4 protein-coding genes (1 of these 4 only partly in view) are annotated in these 25,760 nt (G+C 52.9%); all 4 read left to right on the forward strand.

What is annotated here, in order from left to right; genetic code table 11:
- Positions 1-366: the end of a non-ribosomal peptide synthetase gene (locus tag GQF01_RS00240; protein WP_161404615.1), read on the forward strand. It extends 5,532 nt beyond the left edge of the window; 366 of the gene's 5,898 nt are visible here — the last part of the coding sequence; its start codon lies beyond the left edge, outside the window; the stop codon is at positions 364-366.
- On the forward strand, positions 356-2,788 hold the full coding sequence (locus GQF01_RS00245; RefSeq protein ID WP_268894307.1) for a non-ribosomal peptide synthetase: 2,433 nt from the start codon (positions 356-358) through the stop codon (positions 2,786-2,788). The genes GQF01_RS00240 and GQF01_RS00245 overlap by 11 nt, the downstream gene beginning before the upstream one ends.
- A gap of 108 nt (positions 2,789-2,896) precedes the next feature.
- Positions 2,897-8,473, forward strand: coding sequence for a type I polyketide synthase (locus GQF01_RS00250; RefSeq protein WP_161404621.1), 5,577 nt, complete (start codon positions 2,897-2,899; stop codon positions 8,471-8,473).
- The gene (locus GQF01_RS00255) at positions 8,470-25,725 is read left to right on the forward strand and encodes a non-ribosomal peptide synthase/polyketide synthase (RefSeq protein ID WP_161404624.1); all 17,256 of its coding nucleotides are present in this window, start codon (positions 8,470-8,472) and stop codon (positions 25,723-25,725) included. The genes GQF01_RS00250 and GQF01_RS00255 overlap by 4 nt, the downstream gene beginning before the upstream one ends.
- Positions 25,726-25,760: the final 35 nt, after the last annotated feature.

A 25,760-nucleotide genomic window follows, 5' to 3' on the forward strand; every position in this document is an offset into this window, starting at 1 on the left:
TTGAAGGGAGATTTACTGCATCATCTGTTTGTGTTTGAGAATTATCCGCTTCATACGGGGGCGGATGGGCAAGCTGGCGAGGGTGAAGGGACAGTAGGGACAGTAGGGACAGTAGGGACAAAAGCGGCTGAAGCGGGATTTGTCATCCGCGACTTGGATCTGTTCGAGCAAACGAACTACGATTTCACGCTCGTGGTGATGCCGGAGGCTGAGCTGAAGATCNCTAACGTTGGCGGGGCATGTCACGCAGAGGCCGGAAGGGAAGCTCAGCGAGCTGGGCTTGCTGACAGAGGCGGAGCAGCGGGAAGCGGCCTCAGCTTTAAGCGCGATGGATGTTCCGTATGCGGACAACATGATGCTGGATGAACTGGTGAGCGAGCAGGCGAAGCGAACACCGGCGCAGATCGCGGTGATCCACGGCGAAGAGCAGATGAGCTACGCCGAGCTGGAGGACTGGTCGAACCGCTGGTCGCATCATCTGGCAGAGCGGGGCGTCCAGCCGGGCGACCGCGTCGGACTCAGTGTGCAGCGAGGCATGCTGTCTGTGATCGGAATGCTGGCGATCCTCAAGGCGGGGGCGGCTTATGTGCCGCTTGATCCCGAGGATCCGAAGGAGCGCAAGCAGGATGTGATGCGCCGTGCGGAGCTGGTGGCGGTGGTCACCGATGCGGAAGCGGACTTCGCAGACGAAGCGGTTGCGGTCGTGCGTCTGGATCACAGCGCGACCGCGCTGCGCTGCGCGAACAGTCGGCCTAAGGTGCAGCGGAGTTCGCGGGATTTGGCGTACATCATCTTCACCTCCGGCTCGACGGGCGTGCCCAAAGGCGTCATGATCGAGCATCATGCGGCTGNGTGGATCACGTCACTGAGCTTCGATCTGTCCGTGTACGACATTCTCGGCGTGCTGGCGGCCGGAGGCAGCGTGGTCGTTGCGCAGAAGGATGCTGTGCGCGACCCGCAGGAGCTGAAGAGACTGCTCGTGGCAGGGCGCATCACGCTGTGGGATTCGGTGCCGACAACGATGAGCTATTTGGTGCAGAGCATCGAGAATGAGGCTGAGGCGGCACCTTGGCAGCAAACCGATCTGCGGCTTGTCTTGGTCAGCGGGGACTGGATTCCGGTTAACCTAAAAGCACGCATGAGCGGGGTATTCCCGCAAGCGCAGCTCATTGGGCTTGGGGGCGCGACGGAGGCGACAGTCTGGTCGAACTACTATCCGATTCATACGGTAAGTGAGGAGCAGCGGAGCATTCCCTACGGGAAGCCGCTGGCGAACAATGTGTTCTATATCCTCGATCCGTTTGGCCTTCCGGTTCCTGACGGGGTGAGAGGGGAGCTGTTTATCGGGGGCGTCGGTGTGGCGCGAGGTTATGCGGGCGATCGTGACAAAACGGAGCTGGCGTTTGTGCCGAACCCGTTCCGTCCCGGTGAGAGCATGTACCGGACGGGCGATTTGGGACGGCTGATGCCAGATGGGAATATGGAGTTCCTTGGGCGCAAGGATCACCAAGTGAAGGTAAGGGGCTTCCGCGTAGAGCTGGGCGAAATCGAGTACTGGCTGAGACAGCACGCGGATATCGAAGAAGCGGTTGTGCTGTGCATCGATAGCGGAGGACGCGAGCAGCTGTGCGCGTATGTCGTGCCGACGCGTGACGTGGAAGCGGTGGAGGTCCGCGAGCATTTGGCGAAGCATCTGCCGGCCTATATGCTGCCGTCACATCTGCTGTGTATCCCAGCGCTGCCGCTGACGGCGAACGGCAAAATCGACCGCAAGGCGCTGCCGGCGCCGGAGTCGGTGCAGCGAGGAGCTGTGCTGGAGCCGCAAAGCGAAGTGGAGAAGCAGCTGACGGCGATTTGGCAGGAGGTGCTGGGCGTGAAGCAAATCAGCGTGGAAGACGACTTCTTCCTGCTTGGCGGGCACTCCTTGTTGGCGGCAACGCTGGTCGCGCGCCTAGCAGCGGAGACTGGCGTAGAGCTGCCGCTGCCGTTCATCTTCCGCTACCCGACGGTGGGGCAGCTGGCAGAGCGAATCGAAGAGATGCAACTCTTCCGTGGTGAGGCGGATACGCCAGTCACCTTGCTGCAGCAGGGCAGAGAAGGAACGATATTCTGCTTCCCTCCCGTAGCAGGCTACGGCTTTGAATATAAGGAATTGGCGATGCAGCTGACATCGCATACCTGGTATGCGTTCGATTTCATCACAGATTCGGATCTGTTACAAGCCTATGTGAAGTGGATCACGGAGCTGCAGGCAGAAGGGCCGTACGTGCTGCTTGGATATTCGGCTGGCGGCAATCTGGCGTATGAAGTGGGAAAAGAGCTTGAAGCGCAAGGACACGCAGTTTCTGGGATCGTAATCCTGGATGCTATGCGGCGGATGGAAGCGGAAGCAAAGACGCAGGAAGAGATTGAGCAGGAGACGGAAGAGCAGTTGAAGGCGGCGGAGAGCCGTTACGGCGAGATTGTGAAAGTGCCGTCGATCCGCAAGGAAGCGGCATTGCGAATGAATGCTTACCGGAGCTACCTGTACGGGTTGGTAAACGAAGGCAGTGTGAAGGCTCCCTTATATGTGATTACCTCGGAAGAGGAGAAATCGCGCGCGACGATGGAAGCTTATTCGGAACGACAAGTGGCGTCGTCATGGAGCGGAAGTAGTAGGGCAGAGCTCGTTCATTACACGGGCCACGGCTCTCATTTGAACATGCTGCAGGGCGTCGATTTGCAAAAAAATACCGATGTGCTGCTGGACTTGCTTGGAGCTTTCAAAGCTAGCTTTATAATTTGTTAACACTATTTGTATCCAATTTGGGATATATCGTGAGATTTCTGGATGGTTTATGCTTAAAAAAGAAGTCAAGAAAAAGATACGATAATATTTCTGTGGAGCGTGTGACGAATGAAGGAAACCAGAAACGATTTGGAACCCATTGCAGTTATTGGAATTGGATGTAGATTTCCAGGCGGAGTCAATAGTCCTGAAACCTATTGGAAATTGTTAACTGAAGGCGTAGATGCGATTTCCGAAGTTCCTTCTGATCGTTGGGATATTGAAACCTATTATGATCCAGACCGTTTCAAGAAAGGTAAAACCGTTTCAAAATGGGGAGGATTTCTAGATAAGATTGACCAATTCGACGTTGAATTTTTCGGCATGTCTCCCCGTGAAGCCGTAGGGCTTGATCCACAACAGCGTTTGCTGCTTAAAGCCAGCTGGGAAGCTTTAGAGGACGGCGGTCAAGTCCTTGAACGATTGGCTGGAAGCGATACAGGTGTATTTATCGGTGGTTTTACGCTTGATTATAAATTGCTTCAATTTACTGAGAACAACCGTCATTTAGTGGAGGCTCATACGGCTACAGGCTCCATGATGACCCTGCTGTCTAACCGGATTTCCTATGTATTTGATTTTCGTGGTCCCAGTGTGTCCCTAGATACGGCCTGCTCATCTTCTCTGGTTGCTGTTCATTTAGCTTGTCAAAGTTTGTGGAATGGTGAAACATCATTGGCTTTAGCTGGCGGAGCAAATGTCATGCTGAAGCCGGATTACACCATAGCGGAGTCAAAGGCTGGTATGCTGTCGCCAGACGGACGTTCCAAAGCATTTGATTCTAGCGCAAATGGCTATGTGCGTGGAGAAGGTGTCGGCGTTGTCGTATTAAAGCCATTATCGAAAGCATTGGCTGATGGAGATCATATTTATGCGTCAATCAAAGCAACGGCGGTTAACCAGGATGGACATTCCAATGGGCTTACTGTCCCGCGTGGTGAATCGCAAGAAGCGCTGCTGCGGCAGGCCTATTCCAGGGCAGGAATTGAACCGAGAGAAGTCCAGTACATGGAAGCGCATGGAACTGGCACGCCAGTGGGAGACCCGATTGAGGTTAATGCCTTGGGGAAAGTTCTTTCCACAGATCGTCCAGAAGGAAATAAATGCTTTATCGGATCCGTCAAAACAAACTTTGGTCATACGGAAGCGGCTGCTGGAATCGCTGGGTTAATCAAAACCGTACTCAGCATGAAGCATAAAGCTATTCCTCCACACCTTCACTTGAATGATCCCAACCCTCAAATAAGATTTGATCAGCATGCGCTGGAAGTTCCACGATCCCTTACACCATGGCCTAAGACAGAAGGCCCGGCTATTGCTGGCGTCAATTCCTTTGGTTTTGGGGGGACGAATGCTCACGTAGTCCTGCAAGAGGCTCCGCCTGCCACGATGGCTGTTCGGACGTATAAAGAGCAGTCCTATATTTTTCCGGCATCGGGCCGCAGCTTAGCAGCTCTTAAGGATGTCGCACGCAGTTATAAACAGTTTTTGGAACAAAATGACTCGCCGGAAGCATCATTTTTACATGATCTTTGCTATACGGGAAGCATGAGACGTACTCATCACGGTTACCGGCTTGCGGCTGTAACGAAATCCAAACGAGAGCTTACCGAGCAACTACAAGCATTTATTGAAGAAGGGTCTTATGCTGGTTTGAGCTATGTGCAGGAGATTCAGAATAATGATTTGATTCCGAATTCGTCCATTAATAAGCCTATTGTTTTTGTATATTCAGGAATGGGACCTCAGTGGTGGGCGATGGGACGGCAATTGCTCGAAAAGGAGCCTGTATTCCGTCAAGCAGTTGAAGAATGCGATCAGCTTCTGCAGCCTTATACGGGCTGGTCTTTACTAAACGAGCTATTAAAAGATGAAGAGCAGTCACTGATGGAAGAAACGGAGGTTGCCCAGCCAGCTATCTTCGCTCTGCAAGTAGGGCTCACAGCACTATGGCGCTCATGGGGAATCAAACCAGATGCTATCGTCGGACACAGCGCAGGCGAGGTAGCTGCTGCGTATGCGGCTGGTGTCTACTCAATCGAACAAGCAGCACTTGTTATTTACCATCGCAGCAGGCTGCAGCAGAAAACGACGGGTCTTGGCAGACTTGTCGCAGTAGGGCTATCCCCTGAGGAGATTCAACCTTTATTGCAAGGTTATGAAGACAGAGTATCTATTGCTGCTATTAACAGTCCTACATCTCTGACCTTAGTCGGCGATCCTATTGCGTTAGAGATGATCACCAAACCTCTGGAAGATAAGGGTGTATTCTGCCGTTATTTACGTGGAAAAGTGCCCTATCACAGTCATTATATGGAGCCGCTCAAGGAAGAGCTGATGGATTGTCTGAAAGATCTGTCTCCCCAAAACGTTGTCATACCGCTATACTCGACGGTTACTGGGGAACAAATCGATGGAGCGAGTTTAAACGCTGATTATTGGTGGAAAAACGTACGGAATCCAGTCTATTTCGCTGCTTCTATCCAAGAGCTTCTGAAAGCCGATTATTCTGTTTTTGTTGAAATCAGCCCGCACCCCGTGTTGATTAATTCTATTGTTGAAACGATGAGGAATGCCAATAAAAAGGGTGTTGTTATCACATCGCTGCGCCGGAATGAAGATGAAAAGGTGAAGATGCTGGAAGCGCTGGGCCAGCTGTACACTACAGGTTATCCGGTCGATTGGAAGCTCTTTTATCCGGATGCAGGCAAGTACGAGAAGCTTCCAACTTATCCTTGGCAGCGCGAGCGCTATTGGCAGGAATCGGAAGCTTCTGAGCAGGAGAGATTGGGTTATAAGGTCCATCCTCTCTTAGGTCGCCAAATCTCTTCCCCACTGCCAACCTGGGAAGTAGAAGTGAATACAACGCATTTGACATATTTGAATGACCATAGAATTCAGGGTGCAGTCGTATTCCCGGGTGCTGCTTACGCCGAGATGGGCTGGGCAGCGGCTAGAGAAGTGTATAAGGATGCGGCATCCATTTTGGCTGCTGACAATGTCCAATTTCGCAAAGCGTTGTTCATACCAGACGGTGAAACGGTCATCCTCCGGCTCATCTTTAATCCGAAAGATGGAGAATTCAATATTTATAGTGCTTCCCGCAGAGAAACTAAGGATTGGACGCTGCATGCATCAGGCAAATTGGTGGTCCAGACGAAGAATAAGCAACAGCAAATCCCTTTATTAGAAATTAAATCACGCTGTAGTGCGAAAATTGAGAGTGAGGAGTGCTATCAGCAATTCCGCACACTTGGTTTGGAATACGGAGAGACTTTTAGAGGGATTGATGAACTATGGCAGGGCTTCGACGAAGCCGTTGCGAAGGTGTCCATACCTGCTGATCTGCTCCATGAGGTTGATAAGTACAACATTCATCCTGCGGTGCTTGATTTATGTTTCCAGGTGCTTGCTGCTGCATTGCCTTTCACTTCCGATGATCAAACGGAAACGGTTTATATGCCAACAGGTGTTAATGAAACCTTCTCTTATGAGAAAGTCAAGCCTGAGATGTGGATCTACGCTCGTATTATTAGTCAAACCGAGTCCATATTAATTGGTGATATCTTTTTAATGGATGAGCAAGGTCATGTGATTTTTGAAATTAATAAATGTCATGCGAGATCATTGAAAGAGCAATCCGGCGGTAAGAGCATATCAAAAGAGCAGTCATTCTACGATATGCAGTGGCAGCCTCAGCAATTAGACCAGGCTGAGAGGGTCGAAGCCAAGGAGCTTAAACAAGGTAAATGGCTGATCTTTGCCGATCAAGGCGGCGTAGGCCAAAGTATAGCAAAGCTGCTAGTTGAACGCGGTGAGTCGTACGTTATGATTTACCCGGGAGAAAGTTTCTGCAAATCGGAACAATCCGATGAATACCAGATTCAAACCTCTCATGTTGAGCAATTCCGCAAGCTGATCATGGAAACAGCAGGAGCGGACTTGCAGTTAAAAGGTATCATTCATCTATGGAATCTCGATGCGGAGTCTATGGAGCAGGCCACATTGAAGTCCATTCGCGAGGCCGAGCTTCTGGGCAGCATCTCTGTCCTGCATCTTGTTCAAACCGTAGCTGAGGTGAATTGGAGAACGAATCCACGGCTGTGGATTATTACCCGAAATGCGCAAAGCGTTGTTGAACATAATAGTCCAGTACAAGTACTGCAGGCGCCAGTTTGGGGCTTGGGTAAAGTTATTCATCAGCAAGAGCACAGGGATATCGGCGGCGGCATGATTGATTTGGATAGTGCGCCAGCTTCCAATGAAGCCGAATGCATACTGGATGAAATAACTGGGGCCAGCAGGGAAGATCAGATCGCCTTCCGTCAAGAAACACGGTACGTTGCCAAGCTGATGGAAAGAACGGATATCGCTTTGCCGATTCCTCCGATTTTACGCATGGATGGCAGCTACTTGATTACAGGCGGATTCGGGGCGCTTGGCTTATTGATTGCTAAGTGGCTGGTAGAGCATGGCGCGCGTCATTTGATTCTGATGGGGCGTCAAACTTTACCGGAGCGTCATCAGTGGAACCAAGTGCCGCAGGATAGTCCAGTGGCTGCTCGTATTCAGGCAGTAAAAGAACTGGAACAGCTTGGCGCTTTCATTCATGTGGCAGCCGTCGATGTGAGCGATGAGATGAGCTTGTCCGCTTATATCGAAGAATATCAGCAAGAGAATTGGCCAGAGATTCGGGGAGTTATCCATTCGGCAGGCGTTGCTCATCCCAAAATTCTGTTGCGGGTAGAACAGCAAGAATTCAGTCAAATAATGGAGCCCAAAATGATAGGCTCATGGAATTTGCATAAGCAATTTGAGCATAAATCACTGGACTTCTTTGTATTATTCTCATCGATCGCTTCTGTCGTTGTATCTACGGGACAAGGCAGCTATTCAGCTGCAAATGCTTTTCTGGATGGCTTAGCTCATTATCGTAAAGCGATTGGATTGCCTGCTGTAAGCATTAACTGGGGACCGTGGGGACAGGTCGGAATGGCTACACAGCTGGATCTGCTGCAATATTTCATACATCGTGGCTTCTACCCGATGACAAACGATCAAGGTTTGGAAGCCTTTGGGTACTTGCTTGGACAAAAAGTGGCGCAAGCGACTGTGGTCGGTGCAGACTGGCCAGTGGTTGCGGAAGTTAATTTTCCGTTAGGGCTTGAACCGACTATGCTTTCTGTTGTTGTTTCCCAAGGAAAGGTGGATTCGGGCGCAGGGTCTTCCGATGCGGAGCAGCAGAAGGATCTGCTTGAAGAACTTTTAGCGATTGAGAATGAAGTTGACCGGCGTGATCAAATGATTTCATATTTACAGGATATGGCGGCGATCGTACTTCGCTTGAATCGTTCCAAGTTGTCCTCTGAGCAAACGCTTAGTCATCTTGGCTTGGATTCTATGATGGCAATTGAATTGAAGAATCGTATGGATAACGCTTTTAAAGTAAATATCACGATTGTCGATCTTTTAAAGGGACCTAGCATTGCTCAACTGGCTGATCAAGTACTAGTTCAGATGATCGAACAGCCTGTCGCCAATATAAATGAAGAAACGGCTGAGGTCATTCAAGATCTGGAGAATTATTCGAGTGAACAGCTAATGGCATTGCTTCAGGAAGTTGCTGCAGGGGGAGAAAAAGAGTGAGTGATTTCAAAAGAAAATTCGATGGACTTTCACCGGAAAATAAAGCTCATGTTATTGAACTTATGAAAAAGAAAGCACGCGCTGAGCTGGAAGCTTCTATTCCAGTTCAGTCACGGGATTCGAATGAATTCCCGCTTTCCTTCCAGCAGCAGCGCCTGTGGCTGTTAAATGAAATGGAGTCGGGAAATCCGTTCTATAATGTACCCAGCAGTTTCCGATTGAAAGGTGAACTGCACCTTAACGCTTTGCAAAAGAGTTTGAACGAAATGAGCAAGCGTCATGAAATTTTACGAACAAGGTTTGTAGTTGGAGAAGGAGGGCAGCCTGTTCAACAGGTTGCTCCTCTGTATGCCATGACGCTGGATATAATTGACTTAACTCACGTTGAACAGCATGAAGCCCAGCATGAAGCACACCGCTGTATTCGGGAACAATGTCTTCGACCTTTTGATTTGAAAGAAGTGCCTTGGCGGGTAGCGCTTGTCAAGCTTAATGAAATAGAGAGTATTCTTGTTTTGAATATGCATCATACGATTTTTGACGGCTGGTCTTTACAGGTATTCATGCAAGAGTTGCTGACGATTTACGACGCTTTTGCCAAAGGGCTTCCTTCACCACTTGCGGGGCAAACGATTCAGTATGGTGATTATGCTTGCTGGCAGCGTCAATTGTATCAGGAAGAGGCTTTAAGGGAGCAGTTTGTGTATTGGGAGCAAAAGCTGCAGCATGTTCCGGTTGTGGAACTGCCTGGCGATCATCCCCGCCCTGCCGTACAGACCTTTGCTGGTGCATGCCATACGATCATTGTGCCAAAGCCATTATATGATTCACTTAGAGAATTGAGCCGAAGCGAAGGGTCCACTTTGTTTGCGGTCCTTTTGTGTGCTTTTAACCTATTACTTTATCGGTATACCTCTCAGGAGGATATTACGGTGGGCACACCTGTTCTTGGGCGTAACCGCAAAGAATTGGAAGGTCTGATCGGGGTATTCATGAATATTCTGGTTCTCCGCACGGATTTGACCGGTAATCCAAGCTTTCAAACACTTTTACATAAAGTTCGCTCCGAAGCCTTAGATGCATTCAGCAATCAGGATGTTCCTTTCGACAGTCTAGTGGCCCGCTTGCAGCCAAGCCGCTCGTTAAGCCATAGTCCATTATTTCAGATTATGTTTGCCTTACACAGTTTTCTTCCGGCAATGAAGCTCCCTGGTCTAGAACTGGATTATATGCATCTGGACAGCGGCACTTCTAAATACGATTTATCTTTGGAAATTTATGAGCGCTCTGAGGGCATGTTATGCAATTTTGAGTATAATACCGATATTTTTGATGCAGAACGTATAGAACGAATGGGATCGCATTTTTATGCCTTGTTAGAAAGCCTTGTCGCTAATCCCGCACAGCGGATTATGGATTGGGATTCGGCTGAGCTGCTAAGCGAGCAGGAAAAGAAGCAAATTCTCGAGCAATTTAACGATACTAAAGTCGAGTTCCCACAAGGTGTATCGATTCATCAGTTATTCGAGGAACAAACAGCGCGCACGCCAGAGCGCCTGGCAGTGATCCATGAGCATACGCAGCTGACATACCGTGAGCTGAATGAAAGAGTGAACCGATTGGCCTGGACCCTGCGCCAGAAGGGAATCGGAGCGAACGATGTCGTGGGCGTATGCGCTGAGCGCTCACCTAAGATGATTGTGGGTATCTTAGCAATCCTTAAAGCTGGGGGCGCGTATGTGCCGATGACACCGGATTTGCCGGAAGGCCGCCTGGCTTACATGCTGGCGGACAGCGGAGCGAAGCTGGTGCTGACAGAGCGCCGATTGGCGGAGAAGCTGGGCAGTGTTGCGCCGGACATTCTTTGCTTAGATGAAGAGAGCACTTATGCCGAGGATAGCGCCAACTTGCCGGAGACGGCTGATGGAATTAATGACCGAGCACTAGCGTACATCATCTATACGTCGGGCTCAACCGGTCAGCCAAAAGGCGTTATGGTGGAGCATGCCTCTGTCGTGAACCTGTTATATGCGCTGCAAGTGGAATATCCGCTGTTGCCCGAGGATCGTTTCTTGCTGAAAACGACCTTCACCTTCGACGTATCGGTGCCGGAGCTGTTCGGGGGCTTCCTGACGGGAGCGGCGCTGGTCATCCTGCCTGACGGTCAAGAGAAAGATCCAGAAGCGATCGCGCATACGATTCGTGAACACAATGTGACGCACATTAACTTTGTGCCATCGATGCTGCGTGCTTTCTTGCAGATGCAGCCCGGTGGCTCGATGTCGGGACTGAAGTATGTGTTTGCAGCGGGCGAGGCTTTGGCGCCGGATTTGGTGCAAAGCTTCTATCGCCAAATGGATGGAGCTGAATTGATTAACATATACGGTCCGACGGAAGGTACCGTGTATGCGACGGGTGAGAGATTGCGCGCCGATACGAGCGTGGTTCGTGTACCGATTGGCCGTCCGCTATCTAACGTGCGGGCGTATGTGATCGACACAGCCGGTCATCTGCAGCCTGTTGGCATTGCTGGGGAACTGTGTCTGGCTGGGGCTGGTCTAGCAAGAGGATACGTTAATCAGCCGGAGCTGACGGCGGAGAAGTTTACCCGAAGCCTGACTACTGGGGAGCGAATGTACTGCACGGGCGATCTGGTGCGCTGGCTGCCAGACGGCAGCATCGAGTATTTGGGGCGGATGGATCATCAGGTGAAAATTCGCGGGTACCGCATCGAGCTTGGAGAGATCGAAGCGGCTCTGCTGCAGCTGGAAGCCGTCCGCGAGGCGACGGTTATCGACCGTGAGGAAGGCGGGGAGCGAATCCTGTGCGCCTACGTTACAGCATCGCGCGAACTGACGGTATCCGGATTGCGTGCGGAGCTGTCGCAGAGCTTGCCGTCCTACATGATACCGGCAGCGTTCGTGCAGCTGGAGCGATTGCCGCTGACGACCAGCGGCAAAATCGACCGTAAAGCGTTGCCTGCGCCGGACAAGAGCAGCCTTAGCACTGGTGTGACTTACGTAGCTCCAGTAACGCCGCTGCAAACAGAGCTGGCTGGCATCTGGCAGGACGTGCTCGGCGTGAAGCAGGTCGGGATTCACGATAACTTCTTTGACCTTGGCGGCCACTCGCTGAAAGCAACACTGTTAGTTTCACGCATGCATAAACAGCTGGATATTCAGGTCCCGCTGCGCGACGTGTTCCGCTATCCGACAATTGAAGCGCTAGCCGCTGCCATGCAGGAGATGCAGGCGAGTGCCTATACGGCGATTAAGCCGGCTGAGCCAAGAGAAGCGTATCCCGTCACGTCGCAGCAAAAACGGTTGTATGTGCTCCAACAGCTCGAAGGCGCAGAGACGAGCTACAACATGCCGGCTGTGCTGGAGGTGCAGGGCAGCATCGACCGCCAGCGCTTCGAGCAAGCGCTGAATGCTCTCGTGGCGCGCCACGAAGCGCTGCGGACGTCGTTTGAGCTGGTGGGCGGCGAAGCCGTGCAGCGGATTCATCCGACCGTGGAGCTTTCGGTGCGCTATATGCAAGCCAGCGAAGAGGAAGTCGCTGAGCAGATTGCAGGCTTTGTGCGCGCGTTCGATATTAGCCAAGCCCCGCTGATGCGTGTGGGAATGATGACACTAACAGAAGATCGTCACCTACTGCTGTTCGATATGCATCACATCATCTCCGACGGGATGACGCTGAATGTGCTGATCGGCGATTGGCTCCGGCTGTATGAAGGGCAGACACTCTCTCCGCTGAAGCTGCAGTATAAGGACTATGCCTGCTGGCAGCAGGAGCTGGTGGAACAAGGCGCACTGCAGAAGCAGGAAGCGTACTGGTTGGAGCAGCTTTCGGGTGAATTGCCGCTGCTGGATGTACCCGCCGACTTTGCGAGGCCGTCTATCCGCAGTTTTGAGGGAGACAGCGTGCGCTTTACCGTGGACAAGCTGCTAACCGAGCAGTTGACGAAGCTAGCCAAAGAAAGCGGAGCGACGTTATATATGGTGCTGTTTGCGGCGTATTCCACCTTCCTGTCACGCCTCAGCGGTCAGGAGGAAGTGTTGGTCGGCTCTCCGATTGCCGGAAGACCGCATGCAGATCTGGAACCAATCGCTGGGATGTTCGTGAACACGTTAGTGCTGCGGACTCGTCCGTCAGGTTGGTTAACCTTCGTGGATTATGTCCAACAAGTCAAACAAACAGCGCTGGCAGCTTTCGAGCATCAGGACTATTCGTTCGAGCTTCTGGTGGATAAGGTGGCGACACATCGGGATTTAAGACGGAATCCGTTGTTTGACGCAATGTTCGTGCTGCAAAACATGGAGCTCCAGCAGCTGCAGACGACAGAATTCCGTTTAAAAGAGACGACTTATACACATCAAGTGTCTAAATTTGATCTAACCTTAACGGTAACGCAGAAGCAAGATGAACTTGATTGTACGTTCGAGTACAGCACGGCGCTGTTCCAGCGGGACACAATCGAGCGATGGGCTGGACATTTCATGACTCTCGTGCAAAGCGTAACGCTTCATCCGCGTGTCACACTTGATTCGGCGAAGCTTATGAGCGATCAGGATAAAGAGACGATTATCGAGCAGTTTAACGATACAGCAGCAGAGTTCCCGCAGGGGGTATCGGTTCATCAGTTATTCGAGGAACAAGCAGCACGCACGTCGGAGCGCCTAGCGGTGATTCATGAGCATGCGCAGCTGACGTACCGGGAGCTGAACGAAAGAGCGAACCGATTGGCCTGGACGCTGAGGCAGAAGGGTATCGGAGCGAACGATGTCGTGGGCGTATGCGCTGAGCGTTCCCCGCACATGCTGACAGGCATCCTGGCGATCCTGAAAGCAGGCGGCGCGTATGTGCCGATGACACCGGATTTGCCGGAAGGCCGCCTGGCTTACATGCTGGCGGACAGCGGAGCGAAGCTGGTGCTGACAGAGCGTCGATTGGCGGAGAAGCTGGGCAGCGAAGCGCTGGACATCCTTTGCCTGGATGAGGAGAGCTCCTACGCTGATGATAGCTCCAACTTGCCGGAGACGGCGAGCGGAGTCAATGAAGGGGCACTAGCGTTCATCATCTATACGTCGGGCTCAACCGGTCAGCCAAAAGGCGTTATGGTAGGGCATGCCTCCGTCGTTAACCTGCTGTATGCGCTGCAATCAGAATATCCGCTGTTGCCCGAGGATCGTTTTCTACTGAAAACGACCTTCACCTTCGACGTATCGGTGCCAGAGCTGTTCGGAGGTTTCCTGACGGGAGCAGCGCTGGTCATCCTGCCTGACGGTCAGGAGAAAGACCCGGAAGCGATCGCGCATACGATTCGTGAACACAATGTGACGCACATTAACTTTGTGCCATCAATGCTGCGTGCTTTCTTGCAGATGCAGCCCGGTGGCTCGATGTCGGGACTGAAGTATGTGTTTGCAGCGGGCGAGGCTTTGGCGCCGGATTTGGTGCAAAGCTTCTATCGCCAAATGGATGGAGCGGAATTGATTAACATATACGGTCCGACGGAAGGCACCGTGTATGCGACGGGTGAGCGATTGCGCGCCGATACGAGCATGGTTCGTGTACCGATTGGTCGTCCGCTGGCTAACGTGCGGGCGTACGTAATCGACGCAGCTGGCAACTTGCAGCCAGTTGGCATTGCTGGGGAACTATGTCTGGCTGGCGCTGGCCTAGCAAGAGGATACGTTAATCAGCCGGAGCTGACGGCGGAGAAGTTCACCCAGAGCTTGGTTACCGGGGAGCGGATGTACCGCACGGGCGATCTGGTACGCTGGCTGCCTGACGGCAGCATCGAGTATCTGGGGCGCATGGATCATCAAGTGAAAATTCGTGGGTACCGCATCGAGCTCGGCGAGATCGAAGCGGCCTTGCTGCAGCTGGAAGCCGTTCGCGAGGCGACGGTCATCGACCGTGAGGAAGACGGGGAGCGAATCCTATGCGCCTATATCACAGCATCGCGCGAGCTTACGGTATCCGGGCTGCGTGCGGAGCTGTCGCAGAGCTTGCCGTCCTACATGATCCCGGCAGCGTTCGTGCAGCTGGAGCAATTTCCACTGACGACCAGCGGTAAAATCGATCGCAAAGCGCTGCCTGCGCCGGACGAGAGCAGCCTTAATACCGGCGTGACTTACGCAGCACCGGAAACACCGCTGCAAGCGGAGCTGGCTGTCATCTGGCAGGACGTGCTTGGCGTGAAGCAGGTTGGGATTCACGATAACTTCTTCGACCTTGGCGGCCACTCGCTGAAAGCGACGCTGTTAGTTTCACGCATGCACAAGCAGCTGGATATTCAGGTCCCGCTGCGCGACGTGTTCCGCTATCCGACGATTGAAGCGCTGGCTGCTGCCATGCAGGAGATGCAGGCCAGTGCCTATACAGCGATTAAGCCGGCTGAGCCAAGAGACACGTATCCCGTCACATCGCAGCAAAAACGGCTGTACGTGCTGCAGCAGCTCGAAGGCGCAGAGACGAGCTATAACATGCCGGCTGTACTGGAGGTGCAGGGCAGCATGGATCGCCAGCGCTTTGAGCAAGCGCTGAACGCACTCGTAGCGCGCCACGAAGCGCTGCGGACGTCGTTTGAGCTGGTAGACGGCGAAGCCGTGCAGCGGATTCATCCGACCGTGGAGCTTTTGGTGCGCTATATGCAAGCCAGCGAAACGGAAGTCGCTGAGCAGATTGCCGGATTTGTGCGCGCGTTCGATATTAGCCAAGCCCCGCTGATGCGCGTGGGTCTAATGACAATAACGGAAGATCGTCACATTTTGCTGTTCGATATGCATCACATCATCTCCGACGGGATGACGCTGAATCTGCTGATCAGCGATTGGCTGCGGCTGTATGAAGGGCAGACGCTCTCCCCGCTGAAGCTGCAGTATAAGGACTACGCGTGCTGGCAGCAGGAGCTGGTGGAGCAAGGTGCATTGCAGAAGCAGGAAGCGTACTGGCTGGAGCAGCTGTCAGGTGAACTGCCGCTGCTGGATGTACCCGTTGACCATGCAAGGCCGTCTATCCGCAGCTTTGAGGGAGACAGTGTACGCTTTACCGTGGACAAGCTGCTAACCGAACAGCTGACGAAGCTGGCCAAAGAAAGCGGAGCCACGCTATATATGGTGCTGCTCGCAGCGTATTCCGCCTTCCTTTCGCGCCTCAGCGGTCAGGAAGAGATCATGGTCGGCTCTCCGATTGCCGGAAGACCGCATGCGGATCTGGAGCCCATCGCGGGAATTTTCATGAATACGTTAGTACTCAGAACCCGCCCGGAGAAACAACTGACCTTTGCCGATTACTTGCAGGAAGTCAAACAAACAGCCATGTCGGCCTTTGAGCATCAGGATTATCCGTTTGAGCTTTTGGTGGATAAGGTGGCGGCGCACAGAGAATTAAGTCGCAATCCACTGTTCGACGTGATGCTAATGCTGCAAAATATGGGCAACCAACGTATAGAAACCAAAGATTTCCGGAAAAGTTTGGTGGAATATAACCATCCAGTTTCCAAGTTTGACCTGACATTAATAGCTGTGGAAACAGATGAAGGCTTGGATTGCACGTTTGAATATTGTACAGCACTGTTCCGTCGGGACACGATTGAACGTTGGGTCGGACATTGGACAAGGCTGCTGCAATGCGTTGCCTTAACGCCAACAATTCAGCTTTCATCGATCAATATCCTGAGCGAGCAGGAAAGATTGCAGCTGTTGTGGCAGTTTAACGATACGGAAGTTGACTATCCCCGTGAACGCTTATTGCAGCAATTGTTGGAAGAGCAAGCGGAACGCTCGCCTGATCGGATAGCAGTCATATTTGAGGAGCGGCAACTGACTTATCGCCAATTGAATGAAGAAGCGAATCGTCTTGCCCGCACACTGCGTGACAGAGGGATCGGCCGAGATTGTACAGTCGGTATGTTGATGGATCGTTCTCCGGAGATGCTGGCTGGCATTATTGCTATTTTGAAAGCCGGTGGTGCTTATGTACCGATCATGCCAGATCTTCCTGAAGAGCGAATCGCCTATATATTGTCAGATAGCGGTGCCAAGCTGGTGCTTACTGAGCGCCATTTGGCGGATAAACTAGACGGTGCTGCTGTGGAGATCCTCTTCATCGAGGACAAAGCGAATTATCAGGAGGACGGGTCAAACCTGACTCTTGCTGTTGGAACTGATGGTACATCGCTTGCCTATATCATATACACATCGGGCTCAACAGGGCTGCCAAAAGGCGTGATGATTGAGCATACATCAGTGGTCAACTTCTTGTTGGCGTTGCAAGCAGAATATCCGTTGCAGTCGGAAGAACGCTTCATGTCGCGATCGACCTATACGTTTGACGTTTCCATACCAGAACTGTTCATCGGGTTTCTTGAAGGTGCAGCGCTAGTGATACAACCTGAAGGGAAGGAAAAAAATCCGGAGGCACTCGCTCAAGCGATTAGTCTGCATCAGGTGACGCATATCCAGTTTGTGCCGTCGATGCTAAAAGCATTTTTACAATCGGGGGAGTTCCTGGAGCAGCTCTCCACACTTAAATATGTGTTCAACGTAGGAGAGGCAATTAAATCGGAATTAGTAAGGGAATTTTATAGCCTGCTGCCGGGAGTGAAATTAGTAAATCTGTATGGGCCTACGGAAGCAACCATTTATGCGACAACGGAGTGGCTGTCTCCTACACTGTCTGGGGCAAATATACCTATTGGCCAACCGTTAAACAATATGCGTGCTTATGTGCTGGATAGCGCTCAAATGCTGCAGCCCATTGGTATTGCGGGCGAGTTATGTCTGGCTGGTGTCGGTGTTGCCAGGGGCTATTTCAATCGCGTAGAGCTGACAGCGGAGAAATTTATAGTAGATCCGTTCAAGCCTGAAGAGCGTATGTACCGTACTGGCGATTTGGCTCGCTGGCTGCCTGATGGGACCCTGGAGTACATGGGGCGTATGGATTATCAGGTCAAAGTTCGAGGCTATAGAATTGAGCTAGGGGAGATTGAATCAAAACTTCTGGCATTTGAAAATATTAATGAAGCGGTTGTAATGGCACGCGATGGCGAAGATGGGGAAAGCTATCTGTGCGCCTATGTAACCTCGGATGATGAACTAGCGGGACACGGCTTGCGTGCGGCATTGGTACGTGTTTTGCCGCACTATATGGTGCCGACATATTTCGTGCAAATGGAGAAAATGCCGTTAACCGCAAACGGAAAAACGGACCGTAAAGCACTGCCTGCGCCCGAAGACAACAGTCTTAGCATCGGCTTGACTTATGAGGCTCCAGCTACGCCGCTGCAAGAGCAGCTGGCAGAGATTTGGCAGGACATATTAGAGATACGGCCTGTTGGTATTCACGATAACTTTTTTGATCTAGGTGGTCATTCATTAAAAGCTACACAACTGATTTCACGCATCCATAAGCAGCTTGACATTCAGGTTCCGCTGCGTGATTTGTTCCGGCATTCGACGATTAAAGAGCTGGCAATTGCTATGGGTGACATGCAAAAGCATGTATATGCAGAGATTCCGGTCGCAGAGCGGAGAGACGTATACCCCGTCACCTCACAGCAAAAAAGACTGTATGTTCTTCAGCAGCTTGGAGATGGCGAGACCAACTACAATATGCCAGCTGTCATGGAAGTGCACGGAAGGCTGGACCGGAGTCGGTTCGAACATGCGCTGAGCGATCTGGCTGCGCGTCATGAAGCGTTGAGGACCTCGTTTGAGCTGGTGGAAGAGGAAGTCGTGCAGTGGATTCATCCAATGGCAGAGCTCAATGTGATGTATTCGCAAGCAAGCAAAGAAGAAGCGGTTGAACGAATTTCTACCTTTGTGCAGCCATTCGATCTGCGTCAGGCACCACTATTAAGAGTGGGCCTCATATCGGTTGCTGAAGACAAGCATTTGCTGCTCTTTGATATGCATCACATTATTTCTGATGGAATCACCCTGAATATCTTGATCCGCGATTGGATGAAGCTATATGAGGGTATGGAGCTTCCGGCACTAAGATTGCAGTACAAAGACTACGCCTGCTGGCAACAAGAGTTGTTGAACCAAGAGACAATGAACAAGCAGGAAGCGTACTGGCTGGATCAGCTGTCGGGAGAGCTGCCGCAGTTAGAGCTGCCTGCAGATTACACGAGACCGGCCGTCCGAGGCTCCAAGGGAGATCGTGTACGTTTTACGCTTGATAGTGTCCTGACCAAGCAACTGCATACCTTGTCCCTGGAAACAGAAACAACCTTGTATATGGTGCTGCTGGCTGCGTTTAGTGCCTTCCTATCACGAATATCGGGCCAGGAAGAAATTAACGTAGGATCACCTGTCGGGGGTAGACCGGTTGAGGACTTGGAGCCAATCGCGGGAATGTTCGTAAATACGCTGGTGCTGCGCACACGTCCGGCAAGCCGGCTGACATTCGCAGATTATGTGCGAAGCGTGAAGCAAACGGCGCTTGCGGCTTTCGAGCATCAGGATTATCCATTCGAGCTGTTGGTGGATAAAGTGAGCACTTATCGAGATTTAAGCAGGAATCCGTTATTTGATGTGATGTTCGTGCTGCAGAACATAAACATGCAGGAACTGCAAACAGAAGACTTCTTCATGAAAGAAGCGGCATATAGGCATGAGATAGCGAAGTTCGACTTGACGCTGGCAGCTGTGGAAATACAGAATGGCATCGACTTTACACTGGAATACAGCACGGACTTATTTCATCGTGAAACGGTCGAGCGATGGGCACAATGGCTGACTCGCTTACTTAGAACCGTTACGGCCGAACCTGACCTAGCGCTATCTGATATTGATCTGATCGACGAAGACGAAAGAAATCAAATCCTCGAACAATTTGTTGTGAAAAAAGCGGATTACCCGCGCGAAGAGACGCTGTCCGGCTTATTCGAGGCTTGCGTGGCGGAGGGGCCAGAGCGCATAGCGGTTGTAGGGGAAAGCAGCCGCCTGACTTACGGCGAGCTGAATCGCCGAGCGAATCAGCTCGCAAGGAAGCTGCGGGAAGAAGGCGTAGGCAAGGATGTTCGGGTCGCGCTGCTGATGGAGCGCTCGCCGGAGATGCTCGTTGGCATCCTTGCGGTACTGAAGGCAGGCGGCGCGTATGTGCCGATTGATCCCGACTATCCGCTGGAGCGGATTCGCTATATCGTTGGCGACAGCAGCGCAGCTGTGCTATTGTCGGACCGCGCGCTGTCCGCGGATGAGCAGGAGGGACTGCTGTCTGAGCAGCAGCTCGTGCGACTGGTCACGACTGCAGATAGTGACTTGGCGGCGCGTTCAGGCGAAAATCTGCCAGCGGTCCATGGTCCAGACAGCCTGGCGTACGTGCTGTACACGTCGGGAACGACGGGCGTGCCTAAGGGCGTGATGATCGAGCACCGGAACGTCGTGCAGCTTCTGCTGAATGATCAGCTGCTGTTTGCGTTTGGAGCCGAGGATGTATGGAGCGTGTTCCATGCGTACGGCTTTGATTTCTCGGTCTGGGAAATGTACGGGGCGCTGCTGTATGGCGGACGCTGTGTAATCGTACCAAAAGCGGTCGCGCAAAGTCCGGCCGCCTTCCTGGAGCTGCTGATCGCCGAAGGGGTTACGGTGCTGAACCAGACACCGACGGCGTTCTATGGTCTGATCCGGGAAGCGTGCGAAGGATCGAAGGGATTGCAGCAGCCCAAGCTGGCCGTCAGGTATGTGATCTTCGGAGGCGAAGCACTGCAGCCGCAGATGCTGAAGCCATGGAAAGCGGCGTACCCAGAGATTACGCTGGTGAACATGTACGGGATTACGGAAACGACGGTGCATGTGACGTATAAGGAAATAACGGAAGCGGAGATGGCTGTGAAGCAGAGTGTGATCGGTCTCCCGCTGCCGACGGTTACAGGCTATGTGATGGACAGCGCCAGGCGGCTTGTGCCAATTGGCGTAGCTGGAGAGCTATACGTAGGCGGAGACGGCGTTGCGCGCGGTTATTTAAACCGCGATGAACTGACCGAGGAGCGGTTCGTGACCAATCCGTACAGGCCGCAAGAGCGGTTGTACCGGTCCGGCGACTTAATGAAGCGCCGGGCAGATGGCGAGCTGGAATACCTGGGCCGGATTGACCATCAGGTCAAAATTCGCGGTCACCGGATTGAGATTGGCGAAGTGGAGCATCGTCTGCTCAGCCATCTTTTCGTGCAGGAAGCGACGGTCCTTGCCCAGGAGCTTCAGGGACAGACCGAGCTGTGCGCCTATGTTGTGCTGAGGGAAGACGTGACGATCGGCGAGCTGCGGACACATATGCAAGAGGGACTTCCGGCTTATATGGTGCCATCGCATTATATCCGCCTAGAGCAGATTCCTTTGACTGTAAACGGCAAAATCGATCGCAAAGCGCTGCCTGCGCCGGACGGGAGCAACCTTACTACCGGTGTGACTTACGCAGCACCGGAAACGCCGCTGCAAGCGGAACTGGCCGATATCTGGCAGGACGTGCTCGGTGTGAAGCAGGTGGGGATTCACGATAACTTCTTCGATCTTGGCGGCCACTCGCTGAAAGCGACGCTGTTAGTTTCACGCATGCATAAGCAGCTGGATATCCTGGTTCCGCTGCGCGACGTATTCCGCTATCCGACGATTGAAGCGCTGGCGGCTGCCATGCAGGAGATGCAGGCGGTTGCGTATCTGGCAATTAAGCCGGCTAAGCCAAGAGACACGTATCCCGTCACATCGCAGCAAAAACGGCTGTACGTGCTCCAGCAGCTCGAAGGCGCAGAGACGAGCTACAACATGCCGGCTGTGCTGGAGGTGCAGGGCAGCATCGATCGCCAGCGCTTCGAGCAAGCGCTGAATGCTCTCGTAGCGCGCCACGATGCGCTGCGGACGTCGTTTGAGCTGGTGGACGGCGAAGCCGTGCAGCGGATTCATCCGACCGTGGAGCTTTCGGTGCGCTATATGCAAGCCAGCGAAGCCGAAGCGGCTGAGCAGATTGCAGGCTTTGTGCGCGCATTCGATATAAGTCAAGCCCCGCTGATGCGTGTGGGTTTGATGACACTAACAGAAGATCGTCACCTATTGCTGTTCGATATGCATCACATCATCTCGGATGGGATGACGCTGAATGTGCTGATCGGCGACTGGCTCCGGCTGTATGAAGGGCAGACGCTGTCCCCGCTGAAGCTGCAGTATAAGGACTACGCCTGCTGGCAGCAGGAGCTGGCTGAGCAAGGCGCACTGCAGAAGCAGGAAGCGTACTGGCTGGAGCAGCTGTCAGGTGAACTGCCGCTGCTGGATATACCCGTTGACCATGCAAGGCCGTCTATCCGCAGCTTTGAGGGGGACAGCGTGCGCTTTACCGTGGACAAGCTGCTAACCGAACAGCTGACGAAGCTGGCCAAAGAAAGCGGGGCCACGCTATATATGGTGCTGCTTGCGGCGTATTCCGCCTTCCTTTCTCGCCTCAGTGGTCAGGAGGAAATGTTGGTCGGCTCTCCGATTGCCGGAAGACCGCATGCGGATCTGGAACCGATCGCGGGAATGTTCGTGAACACGCTGGTACTGCGGACTCGTCCATCAGGGCAGTTGACCTTCGTGGATTATGTCGAGCAGGTCAAGCAAACGGCGCTGGCGGCCTTTGAGCATCAGGACTATCCATTTGAGAGGATTGTCGAGAAGGTGGCGACAATCCGTGACGTCAGCCGGAATCCGTTGTTTGACGCGATGTTCGTGTTGCAGAATATGGAGCAGCAGCATTTGCAGACGGCAGAATTCCGTTTAAATGAGATGGATTATCGACATCAAGTGTCTAAGTTTGATCTGACGTTGACGGTAACGCAGAGGCAAGATGAGCTTGAATGTATTTTCGAGTACAGCAAGGCTTTGTTTCAGGGGGAAACGATAGAGCGGTGGGTTGGACACTTCATGAACCTGATGCAAAGCGTAACGATTTATCCGAGTCTTACGCTTGATTCAGCTAAACTCATGAGCGACCAGGATAAAGAGCAGGTTACCCAGCAGTTTAACGACACAGCAGCCGGCAATCCGCAGAATAAAACAATCCATCAGCTGTTCGAAGAACAGGCGGAACGCTCGCCAGAAGCTGTCGCCCTGCTGTTCGAAGATACCGAGATTACCTACGCGGAGCTGAACCGGCGGGCCGATAAGCTGGCGCATCGTCTGCGGCTGGAGGGAATGGGCAAAGGCGATTTTGTTGGCGTCTTGATGGAACGTTCGCCGCATATGGTCATTGCGACGCTCGGCATTCTGAAAGCCGGGGCCGCCTATGTTCCGCTGGATTCGGCCTTGCCTCAGGCGCGGCTTGTGCGGGTCCTCTCAGCGGTACAGATGAGAGGGTTGGTGACTGTAACGACGCAGAGCGATTTAGCCTGGCAGCTTGTGCAGGCTTCAGCGCTGGAGACCGTCATTACCCTCGATGCACAGCAGGATGTAGGCATCGAGCCTGAACGGTCGGCCGTAGATGAGTGGACGGTACAGCCGGATGACGTGGCGTATACGATTTTCACCTCCGGTTCCACAGGCACGCCGAAAGGGGTTGTCGTCACCCACCGTCCTGTGATCAACCTGATACACTGGCTCAACGAAAGCTACGCGATAAGTCCGGCGGATCGCATCTTGTTTATTACATCGTTGAGCTTCGACTTGTCGGTCTATGACATGTTCGGGATGCTCGCTGCGGGCGGTTCCATTCGAATTGTAGAGGACAAAGATGTGCGCGATCCGCAGCGGCTGCTGCAGATGATGCATGAGGAACCGATTACGATATGGGATTCAGCGCCAGCAGCGCTGGCCCAGTTGGAGCCGTTCTTCGCACAACGAGGGACGATGCCAGACGAAAGCAATCTTCGCTTGGTGCTGCTGAGCGGGGACTGGATTCCGCTTACATTGCCTGTTCGGCTTCAGCGGACATTCCCAGGCGTGCAGATCATCGGAATGGGCGGAGCTACGGAAGCGACAATCTGGTCGAACTATTACGAGATCGGCGAGATTGATCCTGCATGGACGAGCATTCCGTATGGGCGCCCGATCCACAATGCGCGTTACTATATCCTGGATGCACAGCTGGAACCAGTGCCGATCGGGGTTCCCGGAGATTTATATATTGGTGGCGAATGTTTGGCCGAAGGTTACATCGGCGACGAGGAGCTGACGGCGAGGAAGTTTACGGTGGATCCGTTTAGCAGCAGATCGGGTGCAAGGATGTACCATACGGGAGACCGGGCCCGCTGGAAGTCTGACGGGCAGATGGAGTTCCTGGGCCGGATCGACCATCAGGTGAAGATCCGGGGCTATCGGATCGAGCTGGGCGAAATTCAAGCGGCTCTGCTGAAGCATCCGGAGATTCAGGCTGCGGTTGCCGTGGTTCGCGAGAGCGAAGCTGGCCAGAAAACGATATGCGCGTATGTGATAGCCGAGCGGGAGCTGGCGGTTGCCGAGCTGCGTGAATTTCTTGCCAGCGAGCTGCCAGGTTACATGATTCCGTCCTATTTCATGAGACTGGAGTCGCTGTCGGTGACAGCCAACGGTAAATTGGATGCCAAAGCGCTGCCTGCGCCTCCGAGTGAAGTGAATACGGGCGCGGCTTATGAGGAGCCTCGCAATGAAACGGAAGCGAAGCTGTCTCAGATTTGGCAGGATGTGCTGCGCATGGAGCGAGTAGGCATCCATGATCCGTTCTTTCATCTGGGCGGTGATTCGATTAAGGCGATCCAGGTCATCTACCGGTTGAGCAATGAGGGAATGAAGCTGGAGATCCGCGATTTCTTCCAATATCCGACGATCGCGCAGCTGAGCTTGCATGTGAAGGCGGAAGCGGTGGCAGCGGAGCAAGGGACAATCGAAGGCGAAGTGGCGCTGACGGCCATCCAGATGTGGTTCTTCGAGCAGTATGGAAGAGAGGCGCATTTCAATCAGGCGCTGATGCTGCACAGCCGGGAGCGGCTGGAGGAAGCGGCGCTCAGACGCACCTTCGAGCAGCTGATCCGGCACCATGACGCGCTGCGGCTTGTATTTTCAGCCAGCGGCCAAATCCATCGCGGAGCGGACGAGCCTTCCATGGAGCTTCACCGCTTCGATTTCCGGGGGACGTCCCATGTGAATGAGCGGATTGAAGCGGAGGCGAGCCAGCTGCAGAGCGGAATGAATCTGGCGGAAGGCCCGCTGGTGCGGTTAGGTCTGTTCCATACCGATCAGGGGGACCACCTGCTGATCGTCATTCATCACCTGCTCATCGACGGCGTCTCCTGGCGCATCCTGCTGGAGGATTTTGCGAGCGTCTATCGGCAAGCCCTATCCGGAGAAGAACTTCGCTTGGGAGCGAAGACGCATCCGTACCGGGATTGGTCGATCGGCCTTCACCGCTATGCGCAAAGCGCGGAACTGCTGAAGGAGAAGGCGTACTGGCGGCAGCTTGAGAGCCGCCCGGTAGAGGCGCTTCCGAAGGATGTTCAGCTCGTGGAGCGAAGCGGCAGGCCAAGCGAGACGGTGCGGATCAACTGGTCGGCAGAGATGACAGAGAAGCTGGTGAAGGAAACAGGCAAAGCATACAACACCGATATGGATGTGACGCTGCTGACGGCACTGGCGCTGGCGATGGAGGCGTGGACCGGAAGGAAAGAAGTGCTGGTGCAGCTGGAGGGGCACGGCCGTGAAGCGATTATGCCGGAGCTGAACGTCAGCCGGACTGTAGGCTGGTTTACCTCGATGTATCCGGTGCGGCTGGAGATGCATGGAAGCGACAATCTGGGTTATCAGATCAAATCAGTGAAGGAGAGCCTGCGCCAGGTTCCAAATAAAGGGACAGGCTATGGCCTATTGAAGTACTTGACGCCTCCTGAACTCAAAGAAGATCTGAACTTTACCCTGCAGCCGCAGATCAGCTTTAACTATTTAGGCCAATTGGAGCTGGATGAAGAAGCAGCGAACAACGGCTGGAAAGTATCTGAGCTATCTGCCGGGTCTACAGTCAATCCCGATGCGCCGATGCCTTTTGCTTTTAATATCAATGCGTCCATTCAATCTAACCAGTTGGAGATGTCAATCGAATATAATTCACAAGAATATGAGCAAAGCTCGATAAGCAAGTTGGCGGAGCTGTTTAGTCTTCAACTGGCTAAGGTAATGGAGCACTGCTTGAGCCAGACAACCATCGAGCTGACACCAAGCGACCTTGGCTACAGCAAGCTGGGCATTGCAGAGCTGGATGAGTTATTAGAAGAAATAGCAGTCGGATTGGACGATATCGAATAAACAGTCTATTTAAACTATGCGGAATGGGGCGATAT

This window comes from Paenibacillus silvestris (assembly GCF_009882985.1).
Taxonomy (GTDB): Bacteria; Bacillota; Bacilli; order Paenibacillales; family NBRC-103111; genus Paenibacillus_E; species Paenibacillus_E silvestris.